At 62.0% G+C, this 22,712-nt stretch carries 23 protein-coding genes; 16 read left to right on the forward strand and 7 right to left on the reverse strand.

Annotated elements, in window-relative coordinates; genetic code table 11:
• Together AB3N21_RS06710 and AB3N21_RS06715 are read right to left on the reverse strand one after the other, a co-directional pair.
• Positions 1 to 320 (reverse strand): hypothetical protein (locus AB3N21_RS06710; RefSeq protein WP_367934501.1); only part of this gene is annotated, 320 nt, incomplete at its 3' end.
• A 51-nt stretch (positions 321 to 371) separates the two neighbouring features.
• A complete protein-coding gene (locus AB3N21_RS06715) occupies positions 372 to 1,085 on the reverse strand; it encodes a uroporphyrinogen-III synthase (RefSeq protein WP_367934502.1) in 714 nt (237 codons plus the stop codon).
• A 110-nt stretch (positions 1,086 to 1,195) separates the two neighbouring features.
• On the opposite strand from AB3N21_RS06715, the gene tsaD reads away from it, so the two are divergent.
• Genes tsaD through AB3N21_RS06740 form a run of 5 tightly spaced genes read left to right on the forward strand, consistent with a single transcriptional unit; the run spans position 1,196 to position 4,384 of the window.
• Positions 1,196 to 2,293 carry a tRNA (adenosine(37)-N6)-threonylcarbamoyltransferase complex transferase subunit TsaD gene (gene tsaD, locus AB3N21_RS06720; RefSeq protein WP_367934503.1) on the forward strand — a complete coding sequence of 366 codons (1,098 nt, stop codon included), beginning with the start codon at positions 1,196 to 1,198 and terminating at the stop codon, positions 2,291 to 2,293.
• Entirely contained in the window at positions 2,290 to 3,252 is a 963-nt protein-coding gene (locus AB3N21_RS06725; protein ID WP_367934504.1) for an NAD(P)H-dependent glycerol-3-phosphate dehydrogenase, read from the forward strand. The genes tsaD and AB3N21_RS06725 overlap by 4 nt, the downstream gene beginning before the upstream one ends.
• A 1-nt stretch (position 3,253) precedes the next feature.
• Positions 3,254 to 3,520 (forward strand): YciI family protein, encoded by a 267-nt coding sequence (locus AB3N21_RS06730; RefSeq protein ID WP_367934505.1) that lies wholly within the window; start codon positions 3,254 to 3,256, stop codon positions 3,518 to 3,520.
• Positions 3,521 to 3,522: 2 nt separating this feature from the next.
• On the forward strand, positions 3,523 to 3,945 hold the full coding sequence (locus AB3N21_RS06735) for an EVE domain-containing protein (protein ID WP_367934506.1): 423 nt from the start codon (positions 3,523 to 3,525) through the stop codon (positions 3,943 to 3,945).
• A 43-nt stretch (positions 3,946 to 3,988) separates the two neighbouring features.
• Positions 3,989 to 4,384, forward strand: a complete 396-nt coding sequence (locus AB3N21_RS06740) for a DUF1761 domain-containing protein (protein ID WP_367934507.1) — start codon at positions 3,989 to 3,991, stop codon at positions 4,382 to 4,384.
• 230 nt (positions 4,385 to 4,614) lie between these two features.
• Here AB3N21_RS06740 and AB3N21_RS06745 read toward each other — a convergent pair whose 3' ends face one another.
• The gene (locus AB3N21_RS06745; RefSeq protein WP_367934508.1) at positions 4,615 to 4,956 is read right to left on the reverse strand and encodes a DUF2853 family protein; all 342 of its coding nucleotides are present in this window, start codon (positions 4,954 to 4,956) and stop codon (positions 4,615 to 4,617) included.
• 162 nt (positions 4,957 to 5,118) lie between these two features.
• On the opposite strand from AB3N21_RS06745, the gene lysM reads away from it, so the two are divergent.
• Both lysM and AB3N21_RS06755 read left to right on the forward strand, forming a co-directional pair.
• A complete protein-coding gene (gene lysM, locus AB3N21_RS06750) occupies positions 5,119 to 5,535 on the forward strand; it encodes a peptidoglycan-binding protein LysM (protein ID WP_367934509.1) in 417 nt (138 codons plus the stop codon).
• 118 nt (positions 5,536 to 5,653) lie between these two features.
• Positions 5,654 to 6,307, forward strand: a complete 654-nt coding sequence (locus AB3N21_RS06755; RefSeq protein ID WP_367934510.1) for a DUF899 family protein — start codon at positions 5,654 to 5,656, stop codon at positions 6,305 to 6,307.
• A gap of 147 nt (positions 6,308 to 6,454) precedes the next feature.
• On the opposite strand, the gene ahcY is transcribed toward AB3N21_RS06755, so the two are convergent.
• A complete protein-coding gene (gene ahcY / locus AB3N21_RS06760) occupies positions 6,455 to 7,849 on the reverse strand; it encodes an adenosylhomocysteinase (protein ID WP_367934511.1) in 1,395 nt (464 codons plus the stop codon).
• A gap of 152 nt (positions 7,850 to 8,001) precedes the next feature.
• Complete coding sequence (locus AB3N21_RS06765; protein ID WP_171175135.1) at positions 8,002 to 8,316, reverse strand: hypothetical protein; 315 nt, start codon at positions 8,314 to 8,316, stop codon at positions 8,002 to 8,004.
• Positions 8,317 to 8,522: 206 nt separating this feature from the next.
• Between AB3N21_RS06765 and AB3N21_RS06770 the strand changes: the two genes are divergently transcribed.
• The gene (locus AB3N21_RS06770; RefSeq protein ID WP_367934512.1) at positions 8,523 to 9,116 is read left to right on the forward strand and encodes an HD domain-containing protein; all 594 of its coding nucleotides are present in this window, start codon (positions 8,523 to 8,525) and stop codon (positions 9,114 to 9,116) included.
• 15 nt (positions 9,117 to 9,131) lie between these two features.
• A complete protein-coding gene (locus AB3N21_RS06775; RefSeq protein WP_367934513.1) occupies positions 9,132 to 9,851 on the forward strand; it encodes a hypothetical protein in 720 nt (239 codons plus the stop codon).
• A gap of 39 nt (positions 9,852 to 9,890) precedes the next feature.
• On the opposite strand, the gene AB3N21_RS06780 is transcribed toward AB3N21_RS06775, so the two are convergent.
• Together AB3N21_RS06780 and AB3N21_RS06785 are read right to left on the reverse strand one after the other, a co-directional pair.
• Positions 9,891 to 10,445 carry an ActR/PrrA/RegA family redox response regulator transcription factor gene (locus tag AB3N21_RS06780; RefSeq protein WP_171175140.1) on the reverse strand — a complete coding sequence of 185 codons (555 nt, stop codon included), beginning with the start codon at positions 10,443 to 10,445 and terminating at the stop codon, positions 9,891 to 9,893.
• Positions 10,446 to 10,530: 85 nt separating this feature from the next.
• Positions 10,531 to 11,151 (reverse strand): SCO family protein, encoded by a 621-nt coding sequence (locus AB3N21_RS06785; RefSeq protein WP_367934514.1) that lies wholly within the window; start codon positions 11,149 to 11,151, stop codon positions 10,531 to 10,533.
• A gap of 89 nt (positions 11,152 to 11,240) precedes the next feature.
• Here AB3N21_RS06785 and regB point away from each other — a divergent pair, with 89 nt between their 5' ends.
• The 7 genes from regB (at position 11,241) to addA (ending at position 22,700) form a co-directional block, all read left to right on the forward strand.
• Entirely contained in the window at positions 11,241 to 12,638 is a 1,398-nt protein-coding gene (gene regB / locus AB3N21_RS06790; RefSeq protein ID WP_367934515.1) for a sensor histidine kinase RegB, read from the forward strand.
• Between the two features lie 153 nt (positions 12,639 to 12,791).
• Positions 12,792 to 14,222, forward strand: a complete 1,431-nt coding sequence (locus AB3N21_RS06795; RefSeq protein ID WP_367934516.1) for a PAS-domain containing protein — start codon at positions 12,792 to 12,794, stop codon at positions 14,220 to 14,222.
• Positions 14,223 to 14,263: 41 nt separating this feature from the next.
• On the forward strand, positions 14,264 to 14,737 hold the full coding sequence (tsaE, locus tag AB3N21_RS06800) for a tRNA (adenosine(37)-N6)-threonylcarbamoyltransferase complex ATPase subunit type 1 TsaE (protein WP_367934517.1): 474 nt from the start codon (positions 14,264 to 14,266) through the stop codon (positions 14,735 to 14,737).
• Positions 14,734 to 15,738 (forward strand): aminoglycoside phosphotransferase family protein, encoded by a 1,005-nt coding sequence (locus AB3N21_RS06805; protein WP_367934518.1) that lies wholly within the window; start codon positions 14,734 to 14,736, stop codon positions 15,736 to 15,738. The genes tsaE and AB3N21_RS06805 overlap by 4 nt, the downstream gene beginning before the upstream one ends.
• Positions 15,735 to 16,421, forward strand: a complete 687-nt coding sequence (locus AB3N21_RS06810) for a nucleotidyltransferase family protein (RefSeq protein WP_367934519.1) — start codon at positions 15,735 to 15,737, stop codon at positions 16,419 to 16,421. Before AB3N21_RS06805 ends, AB3N21_RS06810 begins: the two co-directional genes overlap by 4 nt.
• A complete protein-coding gene (addB, locus tag AB3N21_RS06815) occupies positions 16,414 to 19,341 on the forward strand; it encodes a double-strand break repair protein AddB (RefSeq protein ID WP_367934520.1) in 2,928 nt (975 codons plus the stop codon). Before AB3N21_RS06810 ends, addB begins: the two co-directional genes overlap by 8 nt.
• Positions 19,338 to 22,700 (forward strand): double-strand break repair helicase AddA, encoded by a 3,363-nt coding sequence (gene addA, locus AB3N21_RS06820; RefSeq protein ID WP_367934521.1) that lies wholly within the window; start codon positions 19,338 to 19,340, stop codon positions 22,698 to 22,700. The genes addB and addA overlap by 4 nt, the downstream gene beginning before the upstream one ends.
• Positions 22,701 to 22,712: the final 12 nt, after the last annotated feature.

Below are 22,712 nucleotides of genomic sequence, written 5' to 3' on the forward strand. Positions count from 1 at the left end.
ACAACGAGATCATCCCCCGTGGTCGCCCCGGCGTTGACTCCAGCCACCGCCGCGGGCACGGCGCCGACCACGGCCGGGGCTACGCCTCCGCCCTCGGCGTCCGCTCCCTCTATGGTTTCCTCTTCGGCTTCGGCTGCGGCGTCGGCTTCGGCTTCGGCTTCGGCTTCGGCTTCGGCTTCGGCTTCGGAAGTCAGATCATCCGACGGGACTGCGTCGTCAAGGGCCTGCTCTGCACCCTCGGGCTGATCCTGCTCGGCCTGCACCGCATCCGGCTTAGGGTTGGCGTCTGGTTCCAGATCCGTGTCTTTCTTGTCAGCCACCGTCATTTTCCCTTTGATTCTGAAAAAGCCTAAATGCGAGACCCGATCAGGTTAATCCGCGTCCTGCGCACCCTCAACCCGCATGGCTTGCCTCACAAGCTTTTCAACCGCTACCCGCATCGCGTCAGCCTCGGGCCGTTTTGCGACTTTGAGGCGCTGGAAGGTCAAGGTTTCAAGGGGTTTTGCAACCGCCTCACTCATCGCAACTAACCACAGCGGTGCGGGTCCGGTCCATAAGTCGGCAAATTGTCGCGCGGTCCGCGGAGAGAACAGGGGCGCGATCACAGGGCGGTTTCCGGCCAGCGCGGCCTGCGCTTCCGCAGTGAACGGCAAAAGCTGCTGGTCATAGATCGCCTGTTCCTGCACGCGTAACCCCGACTGCGTCAACCGCTCGGCCACGTCACCGCGCGTGTGCTCTCCCCGCAGATGCATCAGGGGGCTGTCCGGGCGCCAGTGTAACAGAGTGGCGATCAGCTCCTCGGCGCTTTCGCCCGCCATCTCTGCCGCCCACCCTGCTTGTTGCGCCGTCGCTGTGGTTGCTTGCCCGACACAATACGCGGGCAGGGACCGGTCCCCGGTCCGGTGCGCGGCGACGGTGACGCCGTTGGCCGAGGTAAAGATCAGCCCACGCATCCCGTCCAGATCAATCGCGCCGTCCGTAGGGCGGATGTCCAGAAGCGGGGAGTACATCGGGGTCAGACGGTCACGCAGCTCGGGCGAGAGCTGTGCCACGAACCTCTCCGAGGCAGCGCGGGGGCGGGTCATCAACAAAATCATGCAGGTGATGCCTCGGCCCTCGGGGTTGCTTGCGTGATTGTTTACGGGCGCGCGGGGTGATACCCCGCTCACTGACCATGATGCAACGGTTCGGGCCAATGGCGCAAACACTTACGATCCTCGGGCTGGAGAGCAGCTGTGACGACACCGCCGCAGCGGTTGTGCGCCAGACGGGCGACGGACAGGCGCAGGTGCTGTCCTCGGTCGTGTTCGGCCAGACCGAGCTGCACAGCGCTTATGGCGGCGTAGTGCCCGAGATCGCGGCACGCGCGCATGTGGAAAAGCTGGATCTCTGTGTGGTGCAGGCCTTGGACGAGGCGGCGCTGGGTTTGCAAGACCTTGATGCCGTCGCCGTGACCGCCGGACCGGGTCTGATCGGTGGGGTGATGTCAGGCGTGATGTGCGCCAAGGGGCTGAGTGCCGCGACCGGGTTACCCCTCATCGGCGTGAACCACTTGGCGGGTCACGCGCTGACCCCGCGCCTGACCGATGGGATCGCCTTTCCGTACCTGATGCTGCTGGTCTCGGGCGGGCATTGCCAATACCTGATCGCGCACGGACCTGAGTCCTTTACCCGCCTCGGCGGAACCATCGACGATGCCCCGGGCGAGGCCTTCGACAAGACCGCCCGCCTGTTGGGCTTGCCACAGCCCGGCGGCCCATCAGTCGAGGCGGAGTCACAGGGCGGTGACCCCAAACGGTTCCGCTTTCCCCGCCCGCTGCTGGATCGGCCCGATTGCAATCTGTCTTTCTCGGGCCTCAAGACCGCGTTGATGCGGGTGCGGGACCAGATCGTTGCCGAAAAGGGCGGGCTGACCCGTCAGGATCGCGCCGATCTGTGCGCCGGTTTTCAGCAGGCGGTGGTGGATACACTGGCCGAGAAGACCCGTCGTGCCCTGCGCCTTTATATGGCCGAAAACCCATCCGAGCCCGCGGTAGCCGTGGCCGGAGGTGTGGCGGCGAATACTGCGATTCGGGCAACGTTAGAGACTGTATGTGCCGAACAGGGCGCCAGATTTACCGCGCCTCCGCTGAAGCTGTGCACCGATAACGCCGCCATGATCGCCTATGCCGGGCTCGAACGGTTCCGCGCCGGCGCCCGCGACGGGCTGGACCTGACCGCCCGGCCCCGTTGGCCGCTGGATCAAAGCAGCCCGTCGATGCTGGGCAGTGGCAAGAAAGGGGCCAAGGCATGAGCGTTGCGGTTCTGGGCTCGGGCGCGTTCGGCACCGCACTGGCGATTTCGCTGGCGGGGAACGGGCCGGTGACGCTCTGGTCGCGCTCGACGGATCAGGCGCTGGCTATGGCCGATAGCCGCGAGAACACTTCGCGCTTGCCGGGTGTCCGCCTGCCCGACGCGCTGCGCGTGACGGCGGACCTTTCCGAGACGGAAACCAGCGACACCCTCCTGCTAGCCATCCCAATGCAAAAGCTGCGCGGCGCGCTGACGGAACATGCAGACGCACTGGCGGGACGTACGCTGGTCGCCTGCTGCAAGGGCATCGAATTGAAGACCGGGCTGGGACCGGTGGCCGTTATCTCCCAAATTCTGCCCAACGCCCGCCCTGCCCTGCTGACCGGCCCTAGCTTTGCCCATGACATCGCACGGGGCCTGCCCACCGCCCTGACGCTGGCCTGCGCCGATGCCGATCTGAGCGCGACACTACAGGCCGAGCTGACCACCGCAAACCTGCGCCTCTATCGCACCACCGATACCCTCGGAGCCGAGTTTGGCGGTGCGCTGAAGAACGTCATGGCCATCGCCTGCGGTGCGGTGATCGGCGCTGGCCTTGGCGACAGCGCCCGCGCCGCGCTGATGACACGGGGCTATGCTGAGATGCAGCGCATGGCGCTGGCCCTTGGCGCCCGGCCCGAGACATTGGCGGGGCTGAGCGGGTTTGGCGATCTGGCGCTAACCTGCACCTCGGATCAGTCGCGCAACTACCGGCTGGGTCTGTCCATCGGGCGGGGCGAGACGTTTGACCCGACCATCACGGTCGAGGGCGCCGCCACCGCCCGCGCCGTGGCCACTAAGGCAAAAGGAATGGGGCTCGACATGCCAATCACGGATTGTGTCACCGGCCTGGTGAACCAGAGCTTGACCCTGACCGATGCCATGGCTCAACTGCTGGCACGACCGCTGAAGGAGGAATAACATGCTGATCGCCCTGATCGCACGCGACAAGGACGGCGCGCTGCAAACCCGTCTGGACAATCGCGCCGCGCATCTGGCCTATATCGAGGAAACCGGCGTGGTCTCACAGGCGGGGCCATTGCTGGACGGCGATCAGATGATCGGATCTCTGGTCATTCTGGATGTCGAAGATCCGACCGCGGCGCAAGATTGGGCCGACAACGACCCCTACGCCAAGGCCGGGCTGTTTCAGTCGGTCGAACTGATCCCATGGAAAAAGGTGATCTGACAATGGCTTATTGGCTTTTCAAATCCGAACCCTCAACCTGGAGCTGGGACCAGCAGGTCGCCAAAGGCGAGGCGGGCGAAGAGTGGGACGGCGTGCGCAACTATCAGGCCCGCAACCACATGCGTGACATGAAACTGGGCGACCGTGGGTTCTTTTACCACTCTCAAAAAGACAAGGCGATCGTCGGCATTGTCGAGGTCTGCGCCGAGTCGCATCACGACAGCACCACCGATGATGAACGCTGGGACTGCGTGGACATCAAGGCGATACGGCGCTTCGAGACTCCGGTGACACTGGATCAGATCAAGGCGGATGAGCGTCTGTCTGAGATGGTACTGGTCAAGAGCTCGCGGCTGTCGGTGCAGCCGGTGCGCGAGGACGAGTGGCGCATGATCTGTGCGATGGGGCAGACAAACCCGGACTGATCGGGCATCCTTCGCCCATAACCAACCAACGGGCGAGGGAAGCATGGAATTTCTGAACGTTCTGGTGGCCGCCATCGGCGCATTTGCGCTCGGCTCGGTCTGGTACATGGTGCTGAGCGAACAGTGGATCGAGGCCTCGGGCGTGCGCTGCGGCCCGGATGGCAAACCCGAAGGTGGCATGAAGCCGTCAATCTTCGCGATGAGCTTTATGCTGCAACTGGTCGTCGCCGGCATGATGCGGCACACGTTCGCCCTGTCCGGCATCGACGGGATCGGCAAGGGACTGGTTGCAGGGCTGGGCGTGGGGCTGTTCTTCATCACACCCTGGATCGGGATCAACAACCTCTACAGCATGCGCCCGGCCAAGCTGACGCTGATCGACGGCGGGTACGCCACGCTGGCCTGCGGAATCATGGGTCTGATCCTGACCCTGTTCTGAGGCTGGCACTCAAGAAAACGGGAAGGTTCCGACGATGCAGAACCTTCCCCACCCCGCGTGCTCCCTACGCACCACACGCGATTTGATCTCATAGGTCCTGACCGTCCTGGTCATGTCTCAGGTATAGGTGATCCGCACCCGCGAACGCAAACCCAAAGCCCTGAAGAATAGCCTAAAATTCAAAACGCCCGAACCATTGGCGGGCGTTTGAGGTGTTTTCCAATGCGGCCTTATCCGTAGATGGATTCCTTGCCGAAATGCTTGGCCAGCAGGTAGTAAACAACGGCACGGTATTTGTTGCGCTCGGATTTGCCGTAGGTTTCAATCGCCTTGTTGATACCGTTCATCAGCTCGGGACCGTCGCTGAGGCCGAGTTTCTTGATCAGGAAGTTGTTCTTGACCGTCTCCAGCTCGCTTTCCTGGCTGGCGGCCACGGTCGAGGCATCCGCGTCATAGATCGCCGGACCACAGCCAATGGTCACCTTGGTCAGCAGGTCCATATCGGGGGTCACCCCACATTTGTTTTTCAGATCGTCGGCGTATTGGGCGATCAGGTCGTCGCGTTTTCCCATAGTAAAACTCCCGGTGTTGATATCGGCCCCATCTGGCCTGGGCGGAAGGTAGTAACAAATGCGATGGTCCGAACAGGAAAAGATTCCGCCGGTTTTCCCCCTATTTTTGTGCATCCCGCATCCCCAAGATCGCGCCAAAGGTTTCATGAGAAGGAGAACACCATGGGTCTTTTCGATTTTTTCCGCGGTGGAAAGAAGCTTGAGAACGATAGCGAAACCACGGCACCGACTGCTGCCGTGCTGCAGCAGGAAGTGGCGGATCTTGGCCTGACGGCCGAAAGCGTGAGCTTTGAGGTGGATGGCGACAAGGTCAAGGTCAGCGGCGACGTGGATCAGGAGACCAAGGAAAAGATCATCCTTGCGGTCGGCAATGTCGAAGGTGTGGCTCAGGTTGAGGAAGAACTGGGCGGGCAGGATCCGGTGTTCTACACCGTCGCAAAAGGCGACAGCCTGTGGAAGATCTCGGAAAAGACGCTGGGCAACGGCGCCCGCTACAAAGAGATCTTTGAGGCCAACAAACCGATGCTGTCCGATCCGGACAAGATCTATCCCGGACAGGTGCTGCGCATCCCCGCCTGAGACAAGAAGGACCCCCGCTTTGGCGGGGGTTTTCCGCGCGAAAGGCAAGGCAGCATGCCCAGGTTGAAATCGGGCGTGCCTTTGTTTAACATTAATGTTAAATTAAAGGAGACACCCGATGCCTGTGACATTGCCAAACGAATCCCCCGAATACCGCGCGGCCCGCGCAAAGCTGCTTGAGGCCGAAACCGCCCTGCGCGCCCGGGCTGAAGAGGTCGCCGCCCTGCGCCGCACATTGCCGCGCGGCGGCGCGCTGCCGCAGGACTATGCATTCCGCCATCCCGATGGCAGCGCTGCGCCGCTGTCCGGCCTGTTCGGCGACCATGACACGTTGGCGATCTATTCGCTGATGTACGGACCGGATGCCAAGGCGGCCTGCCCCATGTGCTCGGCCTTTCTCGATGGGTTGGGTGGACAGGTCAAACACATCACCCAACGAATTGCACTGGCCGTGGTTGCACAGAGCGCGCCTGAACGCCTCGCCGCTCTGCAACGCGACATGGGCTGGCAGAACCTGCCGCTCTATTCGGCTCATAGCACCAGCTATCAGCGCGACTATCTGGCCGAGAGCGAAAACGGCGATCAACTGCCCATCCTCAACATCTTCACCCGCGACGGCGACGGCATTCATCATTTCTGGAGTTCCGAGCTGTTCTTCGAACCCAGCCCCTGGCATCCACGCCACATGGATCCGCTCTGGTCGCTGTGGAACCTGTTCGACCTGACACCGCAAGGCCGCGGGGACCATTTCCCCCAACTCAGCCCGGCGTGACCGCAGCGCGCCCGTCAGGGCGCGCTGCCGGGCCCAAGTGTCTGGGCAGCATCTCTGATGCTGTCTTGGCGCGCGGGAGCACGCCGCTCCACGAAAAAGCGCCGCCGGAACTCTCCGACGGCGCTTCGATCACGAAGGCAGCACCGCTTAGTAGCGGTAATGCTCGGGCTTGAAAGGTCCTTCCGGCTTGACGCCGATGTAAGCGGCCTGCTCGCCGTCCAGCTGGGTCAGCCTAACGCCGATCCGATCCAGATGCAGGCGCGCGACCTTTTCATCCAGATGCTTGGGCAGAATATAGACCTTGTTGTCATATTCATCGCCCTTGGTCCAAAGCTCGATCTGCGCCAGAACCTGATTGGTGAAGGATGCCGACATCACGAATGACGGGTGGCCGGTGGCGTTGCCGAGGTTCAACAAACGGCCCTCGGACAGCAGAATGATACGGTTGCCCGAGGGCATCTCGATCATGTCCACCTGTTCCTTGATGTTGGTCCATTTGTGGTTCTTCAGGTTGGCCACCTGAATTTCATTGTCGAAGTGACCGATATTGCCGACGATGGCCATGTCCTTCATCTCGCGCATATGCTCGATGCGGATCACGTCCTTGTTGCCGGTGGTGGTGATGAAGATGTCGGCGCTGTCGATGACGTCTTCCAGTAGAACCACCTCAAACCCGTCCATGGCAGCCTGCAGCGCGCAGATCGGGTCAACCTCGGTCACTTTCACGCGGGCACCTGCACCGCGCAAGCTGGCGGCCGAGCCTTTGCCCACGTCGCCATAGCCGCAGACCACGGCGACCTTGCCCGCCATCATGGTATCGGTGGCGCGGCGGATACCGTCGACCAGCGATTCCTTGCAGCCATATTTGTTGTCGAATTTCGATTTGGTGACCGAGTCATTCACGTTGATTGCCGGGAAGGGCAACTCGCCTGCCTCAACCAGCTTGTAGAGACGGTTCACACCGGTCGTGGTCTCTTCGGACACGCCCTGGATCGCATCACGCTGTTTGGTGAACCAGCCCGGGCTGGCGGCCAGTCGCTTGCGGATCTGGGCAAACAGGGCGACCTCTTCCTCGGAACCCGGAGTATCGAGGAACGCAGTGTCCCCCGCCTCGGCCCGTGCGCCCAGCAGGATGTACATGGTCGCATCGCCACCATCGTCCAGAATCATGTTGCAGGTGCCTTCCTCGAACAGGAAGATGCGGTCGGCATAGTCCCAGTATTCCTCCAGCGTCTCGCCCTTGATGGCGAAAACCGGAGTGCCGCCCGCTGCAATCGCCGCCGCTGCATGGTCCTGGGTCGAGAAGATGTTGCACGAGGCCCAGCGCACGTCCGCGCCCAACGCCACCAGCGTTTCGATCAGCACAGCGGTCTGAATGGTCATGTGCAGCGACCCTGCAATACGCGCACCTTTCAGGGGCTTGCTGTCCCCATATTCGGCGCGCAGGGCCATCAGGCCCGGCATCTCGGTTTCGGCAATATCCAATTCCTTGCGGCCGAACTCGGCCAGCGAAATATCCTTAACTATGTAGTCCCCGGCCATTCGTCACTCCATTCCGGAAAATCAGTTCCCGTTGCCCCTAACATTCATTGCTGGGAGTGGCAACTTTGATGGATGGCTCATCCAGAAACGGAGGCGCCAACCGGAATGGACAGTGTTCAGGAACGGGCCGTCAGACCAGTATGTATCCGTAATTAGCTCGGCGTGCCTTCTGCCACGATCTTTGGTGTGGCTTCGAAAAAATCAGTGCCAGCGGCGACAATACAGCTAATGCCGCTTGCGTGGGTCAGAAGGACGGTAAACGTGCCGGTTTCATCGGACGACCAGACCTCCACGACCGATTGCTTGCCGCGCACCTTTTGCAGGCCGCCGACGGTAAGCTGCTCGGAATACTGTTTTTGCAGCCGCTTGATGACATTATCTCGCTGACCGCAGGACTGGGCAAAGGCTGGCGGCGCGGTGGCGGCCATGCCGAATGCAAGTGCAACACCTAACAAACGCTTGAACATGACAAGCTCCTTATCTTACAGGTTTCGATCTGAGAGGTGCGCGCTGGGAGGAATGCGCGCCCCCCTCAGCACTTGATATCGTAACCACGTTGCGCCTTTTCAAAGCACGCTCCCTCAAGAAGGTGTTGGCAACACGTGATCAGATGCATAACAGGCTGCGCTTGAATTGTGGCGAAAATGTGGCAGATGCCGGAGGGCTTGGCAGAATGGCAACACAACCCAGAGCATGGCAGCGGATGTTGTCGGGCCGCCGGCTGGACCTGCTGGATCCGACACCAGTGGATATCGAAATCGAAGATATCGCGCACGGACTTGCATTTGTGGCCCGCTGGAACGGCCAGACCGAGGGTGATTTTGCCTATTCCGTGGCTGAACATTCGCTGCTGGTCGAAGAGCTGTTTGGCCGCATCGCACCCAAGGCGCCGGTCAAATGGCGCCTCGCGGCCTTGTTACACGATGCGCCGGAATATGTGATCGGCGACATGATCTCCCCGGTGAAATCCGCCGTCGGCCCGGATTACGGAGAGCTAGACGACCGCCTTGCCGCCGCCATTCACATCCGTTTCGGCCTGCCCGCCGCCATTCCTGCGACGATCAAGAAACAGATCAAGCGCGCCGACAGGATCAGCGCCTGGATGGAGGCCACCCAGATCGCCGGGTTCTCGCAGAAAGAGGCCAGTAAGTTCTTTGGCCACCCGGACAAGGCGGTCATTGAGGGTTTACAGATCAAGCTGCGCCCGCCAGTGGAAGTGAGGCGGGCTTATACGGAGAGGCATAAAGAATTGTTGGCAGACCTATAGAAATTGGATCTTACGATGATAAGATTGCTTTTTAGTGTAGTGATTATCTTTTGCATTGGAACCAAGGTTTCCGCATCCTCAAAGGATGACGCAGCATATCTCGCACGTCAATTTATTTTTGAAGAGCAAATTCAGGAGATGCGTGAGAGGGCCGCTAAAGCTTATGTTGCACGTCTCGCAAGACTTCTGAGTGAATACAGTATAAAAGTGAAAGACTTCGGTCGCTTTGAAGATCTAGTCCCTCAAGCAATCACTGATATTGCGGTCAACGGCTTTCTAGACGACGGCACACAACGATATCTTGAGACATTCACTGCGCAGCAACTCAATGAAATCGCAATTTTCCATCGCTCAGGTGCTTGGCAGAAACTGTATCGTATTTCGTATGAAGAAATGTCAAGGGAAGGGCCGGGTGAGGAAAAGACGATTATTATTCCAAATTTTCACGGGTACGAAGAAAGCAAAATCAAGGAGCTCCTTTCGTTTCAAGAGTTTCTACAATTTCGGGCCTTTTTCGACAGTGAAACCGGAAAAGTTTTTATGGATGAAGTAGAAAGCTTGTTTTTTCATTTAGCCTTCGATGCGCTTGCTGCAAGTGTGCACCTCAGACGCTTTGAAGCGACAATAAACGCCGAGTTTGTGGTGGAGGCGCTTGAAGCAAAAGGAATTGTCGAAATTCCAAATCCTATCGTGCGCAAAAACCTGATTGCACAAATAAAAAAAGAGCTTCGGTAGCCGCCGACAGGTTGAGGCAAGCGCTCGGTAATACTGCCTCTACCGCGGGCTGCGTTTAGCCAAAATCCGCTGCAGGGTGCGCCGGTGCATGTTCAGCCGCCGCGCGGTCTCGCTGACATTGCGGTCGCACAGCTCGTACACCCGCTGGATATGCTCCCACCGCACCCGGTCGGCGCTCATCGGATTTTCCGGCGGCGGCGGCAGTTCATCCCCCTTGGCCAGCAGCGCATTGGTGATGTCGGTCGCATCGGCCGGTTTGGACAGATAATCGGTGGCACCGATCTTGACCGCCGCCACGGCGGTTGCAATCGCGCCATAGCCGGTCAGCACCACAACCCGGCAATCAGGCCGCTTGTCCCGCAACACCTCGACCACATCCAGACCGTTGCCATCCTCAAGCCGCAGATCGACCACCGCGTAGGCCGGCGGGCGGGCGGTGGCGATGGCCCGGCCCGCCGCAACCGACGATGCCGTCTCGATCTCGAAACCGCGTTTTTCCATGGCCTTGGCCAGTCGCCGCAGAAACGGCTCGTCATCATCTACCAGCAACAGCGACTTGTCGGGTCCGATTTCAAGCTGGGGGGTGTCGGCCATGCGTATTCTTTCAGCTGTTTCCGGGTCTCTGGCTGAAGGCGAGTATTACCAGCGTGTCAGGAAAGGTCAAACGCACTCTGGGCGCTTATACCTTGTCCAGAAAACAACCGATCTTGTCGGCCACCTGCTCGGCTGTCTCGTCGCGCTTGAAGAACTCGACAAAGCCCTGCTCTGGCAGAACCAGATAGGAAAAGGTCGAGTGGTCGACCAGATAGTATTCGTCGCTCTTGTCGTGTGCATTGTAGTAGGTCTTGTAGGCCTTGCTGGCCGCTTTGACCTGCTCGGGCGAGCCGGTAAGGCCGATCATCTTTTCATGCAGGTTGAACGCAAAGTCGCCCACCACCTCGGGCGTGTCGCGACCCGGGTCGATCGAGATGAAGACCGGCGTGACCGACTGGCCGCGCCCGGCCAGAACATCAATGGCTTCGGCATTGCGCGCGGTGTCCAGCGGACATACATCAGGACAGAAGGTGTAGCCGAAATAGATCAGCGCCGGTTCGGTGATCACGTCCGCGTCAGTCACGGTCTCGCCCTTGCCATTGACCAGCTCGAACGGCCCGCCAATGGTATCCGCCCCGCCCGCAATCTGGCTCGACCGGCATTGCGCGAACTGATCGTCCGAGCGCCCGCCCATGGTCAGCAGCCAGATGGCCCCCAACCCGATTGCGAGGACAACGGCGGCGAGAATGGCATATAGACGGGTCATGGGATCACACCTGACACTGGGGTTGTTGATGAATTCGGCTGGGACACCTATCAAGTTAATCAGCCGTTGCAACAGGACATAATCGACCGATGACGGATTCCAATACAAACCTCTGGCACAGGCAGGAACGCAGTGGCTGGATTCGCCTGCGGACCCTGATCCTGTTGCGCTGGGTGGCGATCATAGGACAGATCACCGCAATCACCGTGGCCCAGCGCATGTACAACGTGCAGCTTGATCTTGGGCTGTGTTATCTGGCCGTCGGAATTTCGGTGGTCGGCAACCTGATCGCGATCTTCATCTTCCCGGAAAACAAGCGCCTTTCGGAGTTCGAGAACTTCCTGATGGTGCTGTTCGACCTGCTGCAACTGGCCTTCCTGCTTTACCTCACCGGCGGCCTGCACAACCCGTTTGCGCTGCTTCTGCTGGGGCCCGTCACGATCTCGGCCAATGTCATGGGGCTGCGGTCCACGCTGATCGTCGGCGGCACCGCGATCATTCTGGTGACCCTGCTGGCCGAGTTTCACCTGCCACTCAGAACCGAACTGGGCTTTATCCTGCGCATCCCGGATATCTTTGTCTTTGGCAACTGGGCCGCGATCACCATCGCCATCATATTTCTGGGCGCCTATTCACATCGCATCAGTTCCGAGGTGCAGTCGATGTCCGAGGCGCTTTCCGCCACCCATATGGCGCTGGCCCGCGAACAGAAGCTGACGGATCTGGGCGGCGTGGTCGCGGCGGCGGCGCATGAGTTGGGCACTCCGCTGGCGACGATCAAGCTGGCCAGTTCCGAGCTAATCGAAGAGCTTGACGACCGCGCCGACCTGCGCGAGGACGCCGCCCTGATCCGCGAGCAGGCAGACCGCTGCCGGGACATCCTGCGCGACATGGGCCGGGCCGGGAAAGACGATCTGCATTTGCGGCAGGCACCGCTGACGACGGTGATCCACGAATCCGCCGAGCCGCATGTCAACCGGGGCAAGCAGGTCCATTTCGACGAAGGCCCGGGCGAGGGCGGCGACCTGCAGCAGCCTTCGATCCTGCGCAAGCCCGAGGTTATTCACGGCCTGCGCAACCTGATCCAGAACGCAGTTGATTTTGCCCGTTCAAACGTGTGGGTCGAGGCGGAATGGACCACCGACCAGATCACCATCGGCATCATGGATGACGGGCGCGGATACCCACCGCAGATGATTGGCCGGATCGGAGACCCGTTCGTGCGGCGGCGGCGCACGGAGTCCCACCTCAAGACACGCCCGGAATACGAAGGAATGGGGTTGGGTCTGTTCATTGCCAAGACCCTGCTGGAACGCAGCGGTGCCGAACTGAGCTTTGCCAACGGCTCGGACCCCTATCAGTCTCTTACCGACAAACCGGAGCGCAGGGGCGCCATCGTCAAGGTCGTTTGGCCCCGGAACCTCATTGATGCCCAGACCGGAGATAACCCGGTACCCACCGGTTTGAACGAGCAATTCCAGGTCTGAGTTAAACCCTCGTTAACCTTTGCGGCACAATAGTCGGTCCGACCAGCTGAGCTAGGGCGGGACAATACGATGGGTGACTGGATCATACTGACGGGGATTTGTCTGCTGTCCTCGGCTCTGGCCGTTTTCTTGTTGCGCCCGCCGCGCCGGCGTATGCGCCCAGGTTTTGACCTTTTGACTCAACAGGACGCTGGTGATCCGGTTTTCCTGTTTGATGGTGCCGATTTGATCGGCGGCTCCGACCGCGCCGAGAGAGAGTACGAAGATATCTCCGATTGGGATGAGCTGCGCACCCGGCTGCATTGCGATTTCCCGGCGTTCCCCGAGACGCCGGATATCGTCCAGCAGGAGGGCGAGGTCGTGGTTCCGGCCATCGACAGCGCCGTCCATCGCAACGTGGTCTGCGAATGGATCGACGGTGTAGTGCGCGTTCAAATCTGCGACCTTTCCAACCGATCCTGCACAGGCTCTTCCCACGGGACCGCAACCGACCCGATGCGGCTGGCCATGGACAAGGCGCCCTACCCGGTGTGGCTGGTCGATCACGCCGACAAGGTCAGTTGGTGCAACGCCGCTTATGTCGCGCTGGCACGCCGAGTGCGGGGGCAGAATGCCGATCTTTCCATTCCGTTGTTTCCCGAATCGGACGACTCCGCCCCGCCCGGAAAAAAGACCAGAATTTCGATTGCATCAGAGCTGCCAGACCGCAAGCTGTGGTTCGACCTGTCGCTGGTCGAGCGGGATGAAGGCACGTTGTTTTATGCCTTCGATATCAATGCCGTGGTGGATGCCGAGGTGGCACAGCGCAAGTTCGTGCAGACGCTGGCCAAGACCTTTGCCCAGCTGTCGATCGGGCTGGCGATATTCGACCGCAATCGGCAGCTGGCGCTGTTCAACCCGGCTCTGGTCGATCTGACGGCCCTGCCCGCCGATTTCCTCAGCAGTCGGCCCGCGCTCTCAAGCTTCTTCGACAGGTTGCGCAACCAGAACATGATGCCCGAGCCCAAGAATTACGGCGGCTGGCGCAAACAGATGAACGACCTGCTCGAAGCTGCCGAGCACGGCCGGTATCAGGAAACATGGTCCATGCCTTCTGGCTCGGTCTATTCGGTCAGCGGGCGCCCGCACCCGGATGGTGCGGTTGCGTTTTTGTTTGAGGACATCACTGCCGAGATCACCCTCACCCGCCGATTCCGGTCCGAGCTTGAACTGGGGCAGGCCATCCTTGACAAGCTTCCCGACGCAGTGGCTGTTTTTTCCGCCGATGGCACACTCGCCTTTTCCAACACCGCCTATCATCTACTCTGGGATGTCGACCCGGATCAGAGCTTTGCTCTGGTCAACGTGCTTGATGCCACCCGCCTCTGGCAGGAGCGCTGCACCGCCACGCCGGTCTGGGGCGAGATCCGCGACTTTGTGGAAATGCGTGAAAACCGGGCGGACTGGACGGCACAGATCAGAACCCGGAACGGCACCCTTTTGACCTGCGCCGTGGGCCCGATGACAAACGGGGCGACCATTGTGCGCTTCACGGCTGAAGTCACGAACACCCAGGACGCACAACTGGAGACCGCCTTGCCCTGAACCTGCTTGCAGCCACTAGGCCGCAACGCCATTGTGGCGCCATGACAGCCACGGCCCTGAAACTGATACTCAACTCACCGCAGGCAACAGCACATTTTGCATCCAGTTTGGGTGCAGCGTTGTCACCCGGGGATTGCGTGCTCCTGGGGGGCGCCATCGGCAGCGGCAAGACCCATTTCGCCCGTCACCTGATCCAGTCCCTGATGGCGATACCCGAGGATGTCCCCTCTCCCACATTCACCCTGGTGCAGGTCTATGACACGAAAAAAGGTGAGATCTGGCATTCCGATCTCTATCGCCTCACTGCATTGGACGAGATCGAGGAACTGGGCCTGACCGAGGCGTTCGAAACCGCCATCTGTCTGGTGGAATGGCCCGACCGGCTGGGCCCTCTGGCGCCGGAAAACGCGCTGATGCTGGACTTTGCCACAGATCCCGATCAGGAAGAGACGCGCCACCTGACCGCCACCTGGACCAACCCGAAATGGTCGAAACCGCTGGAGACGCTTGCATGACGAACCGAACAGTGCTGGCTGAGGCGCTGATCGCACCGACCCAATGGGCCAAGGCTGACCACGTGCCGCTGGCGGGTGATGCCTCGAACCGCCGCTACGACCGGCTCACCGACCCCGCCACCGGCCGCACCGCCGTCCTTATGGATGCGCCGCCGGAAAAGGGTGAGGACGTTCACCGCTTTGTCCGGGTAGCTGACCATCTGCGGTCGATCGGTCTGAGCGCGCCCGAGATCTATGCCGAGGACGCGGAAAACGGTTTTCTGTTACTGGAAGACCTTGGTGACGATCTTTTTTCCCGGGTTCTGCTTCGGACCCCCAAAATGGAGCGCACGCTCTACGAGGCTGCAACGGATGTCCTGATTGCCCTGCATGATGCCCCGATCCTGCCGCTCGACAGTTTTGGACCAACGGTGATGGCTGAAATGACCGATCTGGCCTTTACCAAATACGCGGAAGGCATCACCGGCACACCCGATCCGAACGCCAAAGCCAGCTTTGAGCCCCGGTTCGAGGACATTCTGCATCGCGAGGTTCAGGGGCCAAAGGTGGTTCTGCTGCGCGACTATCACTCGGAAAACCTGCTGTGGCTGCCGGATCGCGAAGGGGTCGCGCGCGCCGGGCTGCTCGACTTTCAGGACTCAGTACTGGGGCATCCGGCCTATGATCTGGTCTCGCTTTTGCAGGATATCCGCCGCACCGTGCCCGCCGGGATCGAGATGACCATGCTCAACCGCTACATCCAGGCGACCGGCGTGGACGATCACGCATTCCGGACGGCCTATGCGGTGCTGGGCGCCCAGCGCAATCTGCGTATTCTCGGCATTTTCGCCCGGCTCGGGTCTGAATACGGCAAGCCGCACTATGTCGACATGATCCCGGCGGTCTGGGCGCATCTGATGCGCGATCTGGATCACCCCGCGCTGGCCCCGGTGAGCGATCTGTTGCGCGATGCCCTGCCCCTTCCCAGCCCCGAGAATCTGACGAGGCTCAAGACCTCATGACCCGACCGCCCGACGCCATCATGCTGTTCGCCGCCGGGTTCGGAACCCGGATGGGCGCGCTGACCAAGGACCGGCCCAAACCGTTGATCGAGGTGGCTGGGCATCCCCTGATCGACCACGCGCTGGATCTGGCACGCGGCGTTGAGCCTTCGCGCATCGTGGCCAATCTGCACTATCTGCCCGATCAGTTGGCCGCGCATCTGGAACCACAAGGCGTGGCGCTGTCGCGGGAAGAACCCGAAATCCTGGAAACCGGTGGCGGACTGCGCGCGGCGCTTCCCCTGCTGGGCCCGGGGCCCGTCTTTACTCTGAATACCGATGCCATCTGGGCCGGGCCGAACCCGCTGCAGCTGCTGCGGCAGACCTGGGACCCCGAGCGGATGGATGCTCTGCTGATGTGTATCCCGGTGGCGCAGGCCGTGGGGCGTACCGGTCAGGGCGATTTCACTGCCGACACCGAGGGCCGCATTCAGCGCGGACCGGGCCTGATCTACGGCGGCGCTCAGGTCCTGCGCACCGAGGAGTTGCTGGATTTCCCCGAAAAGGCGTTCTCCCTCAATCTGTTATGGGACCGGATGCGGACGCGTAACCGGTTGTTCGCGCTTAGTTATCCGGGCCGATGGTGCGACGTCGGTCACCCGGGCGGCATCCGTTTGGCCGAGGATCTTCTGGCCGATGTTTGACCCCTGCCACACGCCCCGCGTCTTTGCCGTGCCGCCGGGCGTGGATTTCCCCCGCGCGCTGGTCGACGGGTTGCGTGCACGAACCGCCCATCTGCCGCCCGAGGCCCTGGCGCGAGTGCAACTGGTCGTCAACACCCGCCGCATGACGCGCCGCATCCGCGAGCTGTTCGATGCCGGTCCGCCCTGCCTGCTGCCCCGCCTGTCTCTGGTCACCGATCTGGGCGAACGCGCCGATCTGGCAAGCCTGCCGCCACCGGTCCCGCCCTTGCGTCGAAGGCTGGAATTGACGCAACTCATCGGCAAGCTGCTGGATCAGCAGCCGGACCTGGCCGCCCGCGCCTCACTTTATGATTTGTCCGACAGCCTCGCTGCGCTGATCGACGAGATGCAGGGGGAGGGCGTTTCGCTAGACGCCATCCGGCAACTGGATGTCAGCGACATGTCCGGCCACTGGGCACGGGCGCAGGCCTTTATCGGCATTGCGGACAGGTTCATCTCGACCGATGACAGCGCGCTGGATGTGCAGGCGCGGCAACGCCGGGTGGTCGAAAATCTGATAGAGCGCTGGCAAACCGACCCGCCACAGCGCCCGGTGATCCTTGCCGGCTCCACCGGTTCGCGCGGCACCACGCTCATGTTGATGGAGGCTGTGGCTCGCCTGCCCCAAGGCGCGCTGATCCTGCCAGGATACGATTTCGACCAGCCCGATCACGTCTGGTCCGGGCTTGATGATGCGCTTTTATCCGAAGATCACCCGCAATTCCGGTTCCGCAAGCTGATGCGCGGGCTGGACCTCAGCCCGTCTCAGATCAACCGCTGGACCAGGGGCGCGGCCCCCTCACCCGCCCGTAACCGGCTGGTTTCGCTGGCTTTGCGCCCTGCCCCTGTCACCGATGCGTGGATGAGCGAGGGCCCGCATCTGACCGATCTGGCCCCCGCCATGACCCATGTAACTCTTATCGAGGCGCAATCGCCCCGGGCCGAGGCACTGGCCATCGCCCTGCGCCTGCGTCAGGCCGCCGAGACCGACCAAACCGCCGCGCTGATCACGCCGGACCGGATGCTGACCCGGCAGGTCAGCGCCGCGCTCGACCGCTGGAACATCCTGCCCGACGACAGCGCCGGTCTGCCGCTGCAGCTTTCACCCTCGGGCCGATTCCTGCGCCATGTGGCGGGGCTGTTCGTCAAGCGGCTGGATGGCGAAGCGCTGCTGACGCTGCTGAAACATCCGCTGTGCCACGATGGCGGCGAACGCGGCGCGCATTTGCTGCACACGCGAGATCTGGAACTAGACCTGCGCCGCAACGGCCCGCCCTTCCCCGACGGTGTCAGCCTGACAAGCTTTGCCATTCGCACGGAAATGCCCGAGGGCTGGATGCGCTGGCTGGCCACCCATTTCTGCGGCCAGCAGGTCGCAGGCGAGCTGCCGCTTGGCGACTGGGTCCGGCGTTTGCGCGATCTGGCACAGGCGATCTCAGCAGGCAGTACGGGCGATCCCGGCACGCTCTGGGACAAGAACGCGGGACAAAAGGCGCTGGCGGTGATCAGCGCGCTCGAGGATGAAGCAGCCCATGGCGGCACCATGACCGCCCGCGATTTCGCTGATCTGCTGGGCGCGCTGCTGGCGGGAGAAGAGGTGCGCGACCGCGACTCGCCGCATCCCGGCATCATGATCTGGGGCACGCTCGAGGCGAGGGTGCAGGGCGCCGACCTGCTGATTCTCGGCGGCCTCAACGAGGGTAGCTGGCCCGAGGCCGCCGCCCCCGATCCCTGGCTGAACCGGCAAATGCGTGACAAGGCCGGGCTGTTGCTGCCCGAACGCCGCATCGGTCTGTCGGCTCATGATTTCCAGCAAGCCATCGCCGCGCCAGAGGTCTGGCTAACCCGCGCCACCCGCTCGGATGACGCCGAAACCGTGCCGTCCCGCTGGCTCAACCGCCTGATCAACCTGTTGCAGGGCCTGCCTGACGCCCAAGGCCCCGAGGTGCTGGAAGAGATGCGCGCGCGTGGGCGGCAATGGCTGGATTGGGCCGAAACGCTGGAAGTGGCACCGCGTTTGGCCCCTGCGGAACGCCCATCGCCCCGGCCACCGATCCCCGCGCGGCCCCGACAATTGTCGGTGACCGAGATCAAGCGGCTGATCCGCGATCCTTACGCGATCTACGCCAAGCATGTGCTGCGGCTGAAACCTCTCGACCCGTTGGTGCAGGCGCCCGATGCGCTGCTGCGGGGCATCGTGATCCACGAAATTCTGGAGAAGTTCGTCAAGGACAGCGTGCTGGACAACGCTTTGCTGACGCGCGAGGTGTTCCTGAATCGCGCCGATGCGCTGCTAGCGGAACATGTCGCCTGGCCAACCGCCCGCAAACTGTGGCTGGCGCGGCTGGAACGGATTGCCGACGCTTTTCTCGCTGCCGAGGCCATCCGCAGCAGCGATGGTGGGCCGGTTGCATTCGAGGCGAAAATGAAGAAACGCCTCGACCCGCTCGATTTTACGCTCGTGGGCCGCGCCGACCGTATCGACCAAACGGCGCGGGGCTCGCTGCGGCTTTATGACTACAAAACCGGCGCGCCGCCCTCCGCAGCGCAGCAGGCCAAGTTCGACAAACAGCTGCTGATCGAGGCCGCGCTGGCCGAGGAAGGCGGGTTCGAGGGGCTGGACCCCATGCCCGTGGCGCAGGCGGTGTTCATCGGCATGGGCGGGATCTACAAGGAGGTCCCGGCGCCGCTGGACAAGGAGCCACCCGCCAAGACATGGGCTGATCTGCGCACCCTGGTCGACGCATATTTCCAACCGGATCAAGGCTTTACCTCACGCCGGATGCTGCACAAGGACACCGATCTCGGCGACTACGATCACCTTGCCCGTTTCGGCGAGTGGGATCGCACCGCCACGCCCAACCCGGAGGATCTGACATGACCCCCCGCGACGAGGCGACCGAGCGTCAGGTTCAGGCGGCGCGTCCTGATGCTTCGACCTGGCTGGCGGCGAATGCAGGTTCGGGCAAGACGCGGGTGCTGACCGACCGGGTGGCGCGGCTGTTGCTGAACAACGTGCAGCCGCAGCACATCCTGTGCCTCACCTACACCAAGGCGGCGGCCAGCGAGATGCAGAACCGGCTGTTCAAGCGGCTGGGTGAATGGGCGATGCTGGACGATGCCGGGCTTCTGTCGCAGCTCACCGATCTGGGCGTGGACGGGGTGATCGACCCTGTCCGCCTGGCCCATGCCCGTACGCTGTTTGCCCGCGCCATCGAGACGCCGGGCGGGTTGAAGATCCAGACCATCCACTCGTTTTGCGCCTCGCTGCTGCGGCGATTTCCGCTCGAGGCCGGGGTCAGCCCGCAATTCTCCGAGATGGAGGATCGGGCGGCGGCGCTGCTGCGCGAAGAGATCGTTGAGGATTTCGCTGACGGTCCTCAGGCATATCTCGTCGATGCGGTCGCGCGTTTTGTCACCGATACCGGGTTCGACAGCCTGACACAGGCAGTCGCCCGGAACCGCGACGGGTTTGCAGAGCCCTGCGACTGGGACGGCCTACTGCACCGGTTCGGCCTTCCCGATGGGTTCAACGAGCAGGCGCTGCTGGACGCAGTATATCTGGGCGGCGAGGTGGAGCTGATCCGATCGATCCTGCCAGCGCTGACCGAAAGCGGCGGAAACAACGCCAAGGCAGCGGCCAAGCTGGCCGCGTTTGTCGAGCCGACGCTCGCAAATCTGTCGGTTCTTGAGGGGGTCTTCCTGACCGGTGCCTCGGCGAAGGAGCCTTTCACCACCAAAATCGGCGGCTTCCCGACCAAGGCGCTGCGCGAGGGTGCGCTGGCAGAGAAGATGCCTCAGCTTGAGGCGCTGATGCTGCGAATCGAGGATGCGCGCGAGCGGCGGTTGGCGTTGGTTGCAGCGCAAAAGTCGTTGGCTCTGCACCGGTTCGCGGCCGCCTTCCTGCCGGAATACGAGCGGCGCAAGCAGTTGCGTGGCTGGCTCGATTTTGACGACCTGATCCTGAAGGCGCGGCAGCTTTTGAACGATCCGGCGGTGGCGGCCTGGGTACTCTACCGCCTCGATGGCGGCATCGACCACATCCTTGTGGATGAGGCGCAGGACACCAGCCCGGAACAATGGGACGTGGTCGAAAAACTGGCGCAGGAGTTCACCTCGGGCGAGGGTGCGCGCTCGGATGTGGAGCGCACGATTTTCGTGGTCGGAGACAAGAAGCAGTCGATCTATTCCTTTCAGGGCGCCGACCCCGAAGCCTTCGACCGGATGCAGCGGGAGTTTGGGCGGAAACTGATGGAATCAGGCTCTAATCTTGAGGACTTGACGCTCGAATTCTCGTTCCGCTCGTCCACCGCAATCCTACAACTGGTGGATCAGGTGTTCGAAAACCGCGCCGATGCCGGGTTTCACAAGGAGGCACTGCACCGCGCCTTCAAAGCGGATTTGCCGGGGCGGGTCGACCTGTGGCCGGTGGTGGAGAAGGTCGAGGATGAGGAGGATGGCGACTGGACCGATCCGGTAGACCGGCCCGGCGCACGGCATCATACGGTCATTCTGGCCGAGCAGGTGGCGCAGTCGATAAAGGCGATGATCGAGCGAGGCGAGACCATCCCGGAGGACGGCGATAAGCCGGGGGAATTTGTCCGACGCAAGGTGCGTCCGGGCGATTTCCTGATCCTCGTGCAGCGGCGTTCGGATCTCTTTGCGGAGATCATCCGGGCCTGTAAGTCCGCGGGTCTACCGATTGCGGGCGCTGACCGGCTGAAAGTGGGCGCGGAACTGGCGGTCAAGGACCTCGCTGCGCTGCTCAGCTTTCTGGCCACGCCTGAGGACAGCCTGTCGCTGGCCACCGTCCTGAAATCTCCGCTGTTTGGCTGGAGCGAACAACAGCTCTTCGACCTGGCGCACAGGCGAGAGGAGCAATACCTCTGGGCCGCGCTGCGCAGGCGCGAAGCTGAATTCCCCGAAACATTGGCAATCCTGAACGACTTGCGCGGCCAGACCGACTTTCTGCGTCCTTATGACCTGATCGAACGCATCCTGACCCGCCATGACGGGCGGCGGAAATTTCTGGGGCGGCTGGGGCCCGAGGCTGAGGACGGGATCAATGCGCTGCTATCACAGGCGCTGGCTTATGAGCGGACGGATATTCCCAGCCTGACGGGTTTCTTGGTCTGGATGCAAACCGACGATCTGGAGATCAAGCGCCAGATGAGCGGGGTGGGTGACATGATCCGGGTGATGACGGTGCATGGCGCCAAGGGGCTGGAGGCGCCGATCGTGATCCTGCCGGATACCGGTGCGCGGCGGGCGCCCACGGATGATGAGGTGATGCTGGCCGACGGCACGCCGCTCTGGCGTATGTCCAAAGATGTGTCGCCGAAGGTCATCACTCAGGCGCGGGAGGCGGCGCAGGCCAAGCAGATGGCCGAGCGGATGCGGCTGTTATATGTGGCTCTAACACGGGCCGAAAAGTGGTTGATCGTCGGTGCGGCGGGTGATGTCGGCAAGGACGGATCGAGCTGGTACCGGATGGTCGAGGCGGCGATGGAGCGGGCAGGGGCCACGGCCATCCCCGGCACGGAGATCCGCCGGTTGGAGTATGGCGATTGGGATGGGTTACCGCTTGCCGAAGGCGAGGGTAAACCGGAGACCGCCAAGACACCTCTGCCGGATCTGTTTCTGCACACCGCGCCCGAACCTGAAGCGCCACAGGAAACCCTCAGCCCCTCGGAATTGGGCGGGGCCAAGGCACTGCCGGGTGATCAGGGTCTGGATGAAGAGGCCGCCAAGCTGCGGGGCACACGGCTGCATTTGCTGTTGGAACATTTGCCGGGAATCGGTTCTGAGGCGCGGGGCGAGGCATGCGCCCGGCTTCTGCCGGATATGCACCAGGCGGACCGTGAGGCGCTGAGGGCCGAGGCTGAGGCGGTGCTGAACGCGCCCCATCTTGCGCATGTCTTCTCGGCCGACACGCTGGCCGAAGTGCAGGCCACAGCGGGGTTGAATGGCCGTCGGATGCATGGCGTGATCGACCGGCTGATCGTGACCGAGACCGAGGTGCAGGCCATTGATTTCAAATCGAATGCCACCGTTCCCGACACGCCCGAAGCCTGCCCCGAGGGGCTGCTGCGGCAGATGGGCGCTTATGCTCAGGCGCTCGCTCAGATCTACCCGGAGCGTCGGATCACCACCGCCATCCTGTGGACCCGCAACGCGCGCTTGATGCCCCTGCCACACGATCTTGTGACAGATGCGCTGTCTCGTACCCAGATATCTTGACCTCCCATAGGC

This window comes from Ruegeria sp. (assembly GCF_040830605.1).
GTDB lineage: Bacteria > Pseudomonadota > Alphaproteobacteria > Rhodobacterales > Rhodobacteraceae > Ruegeria.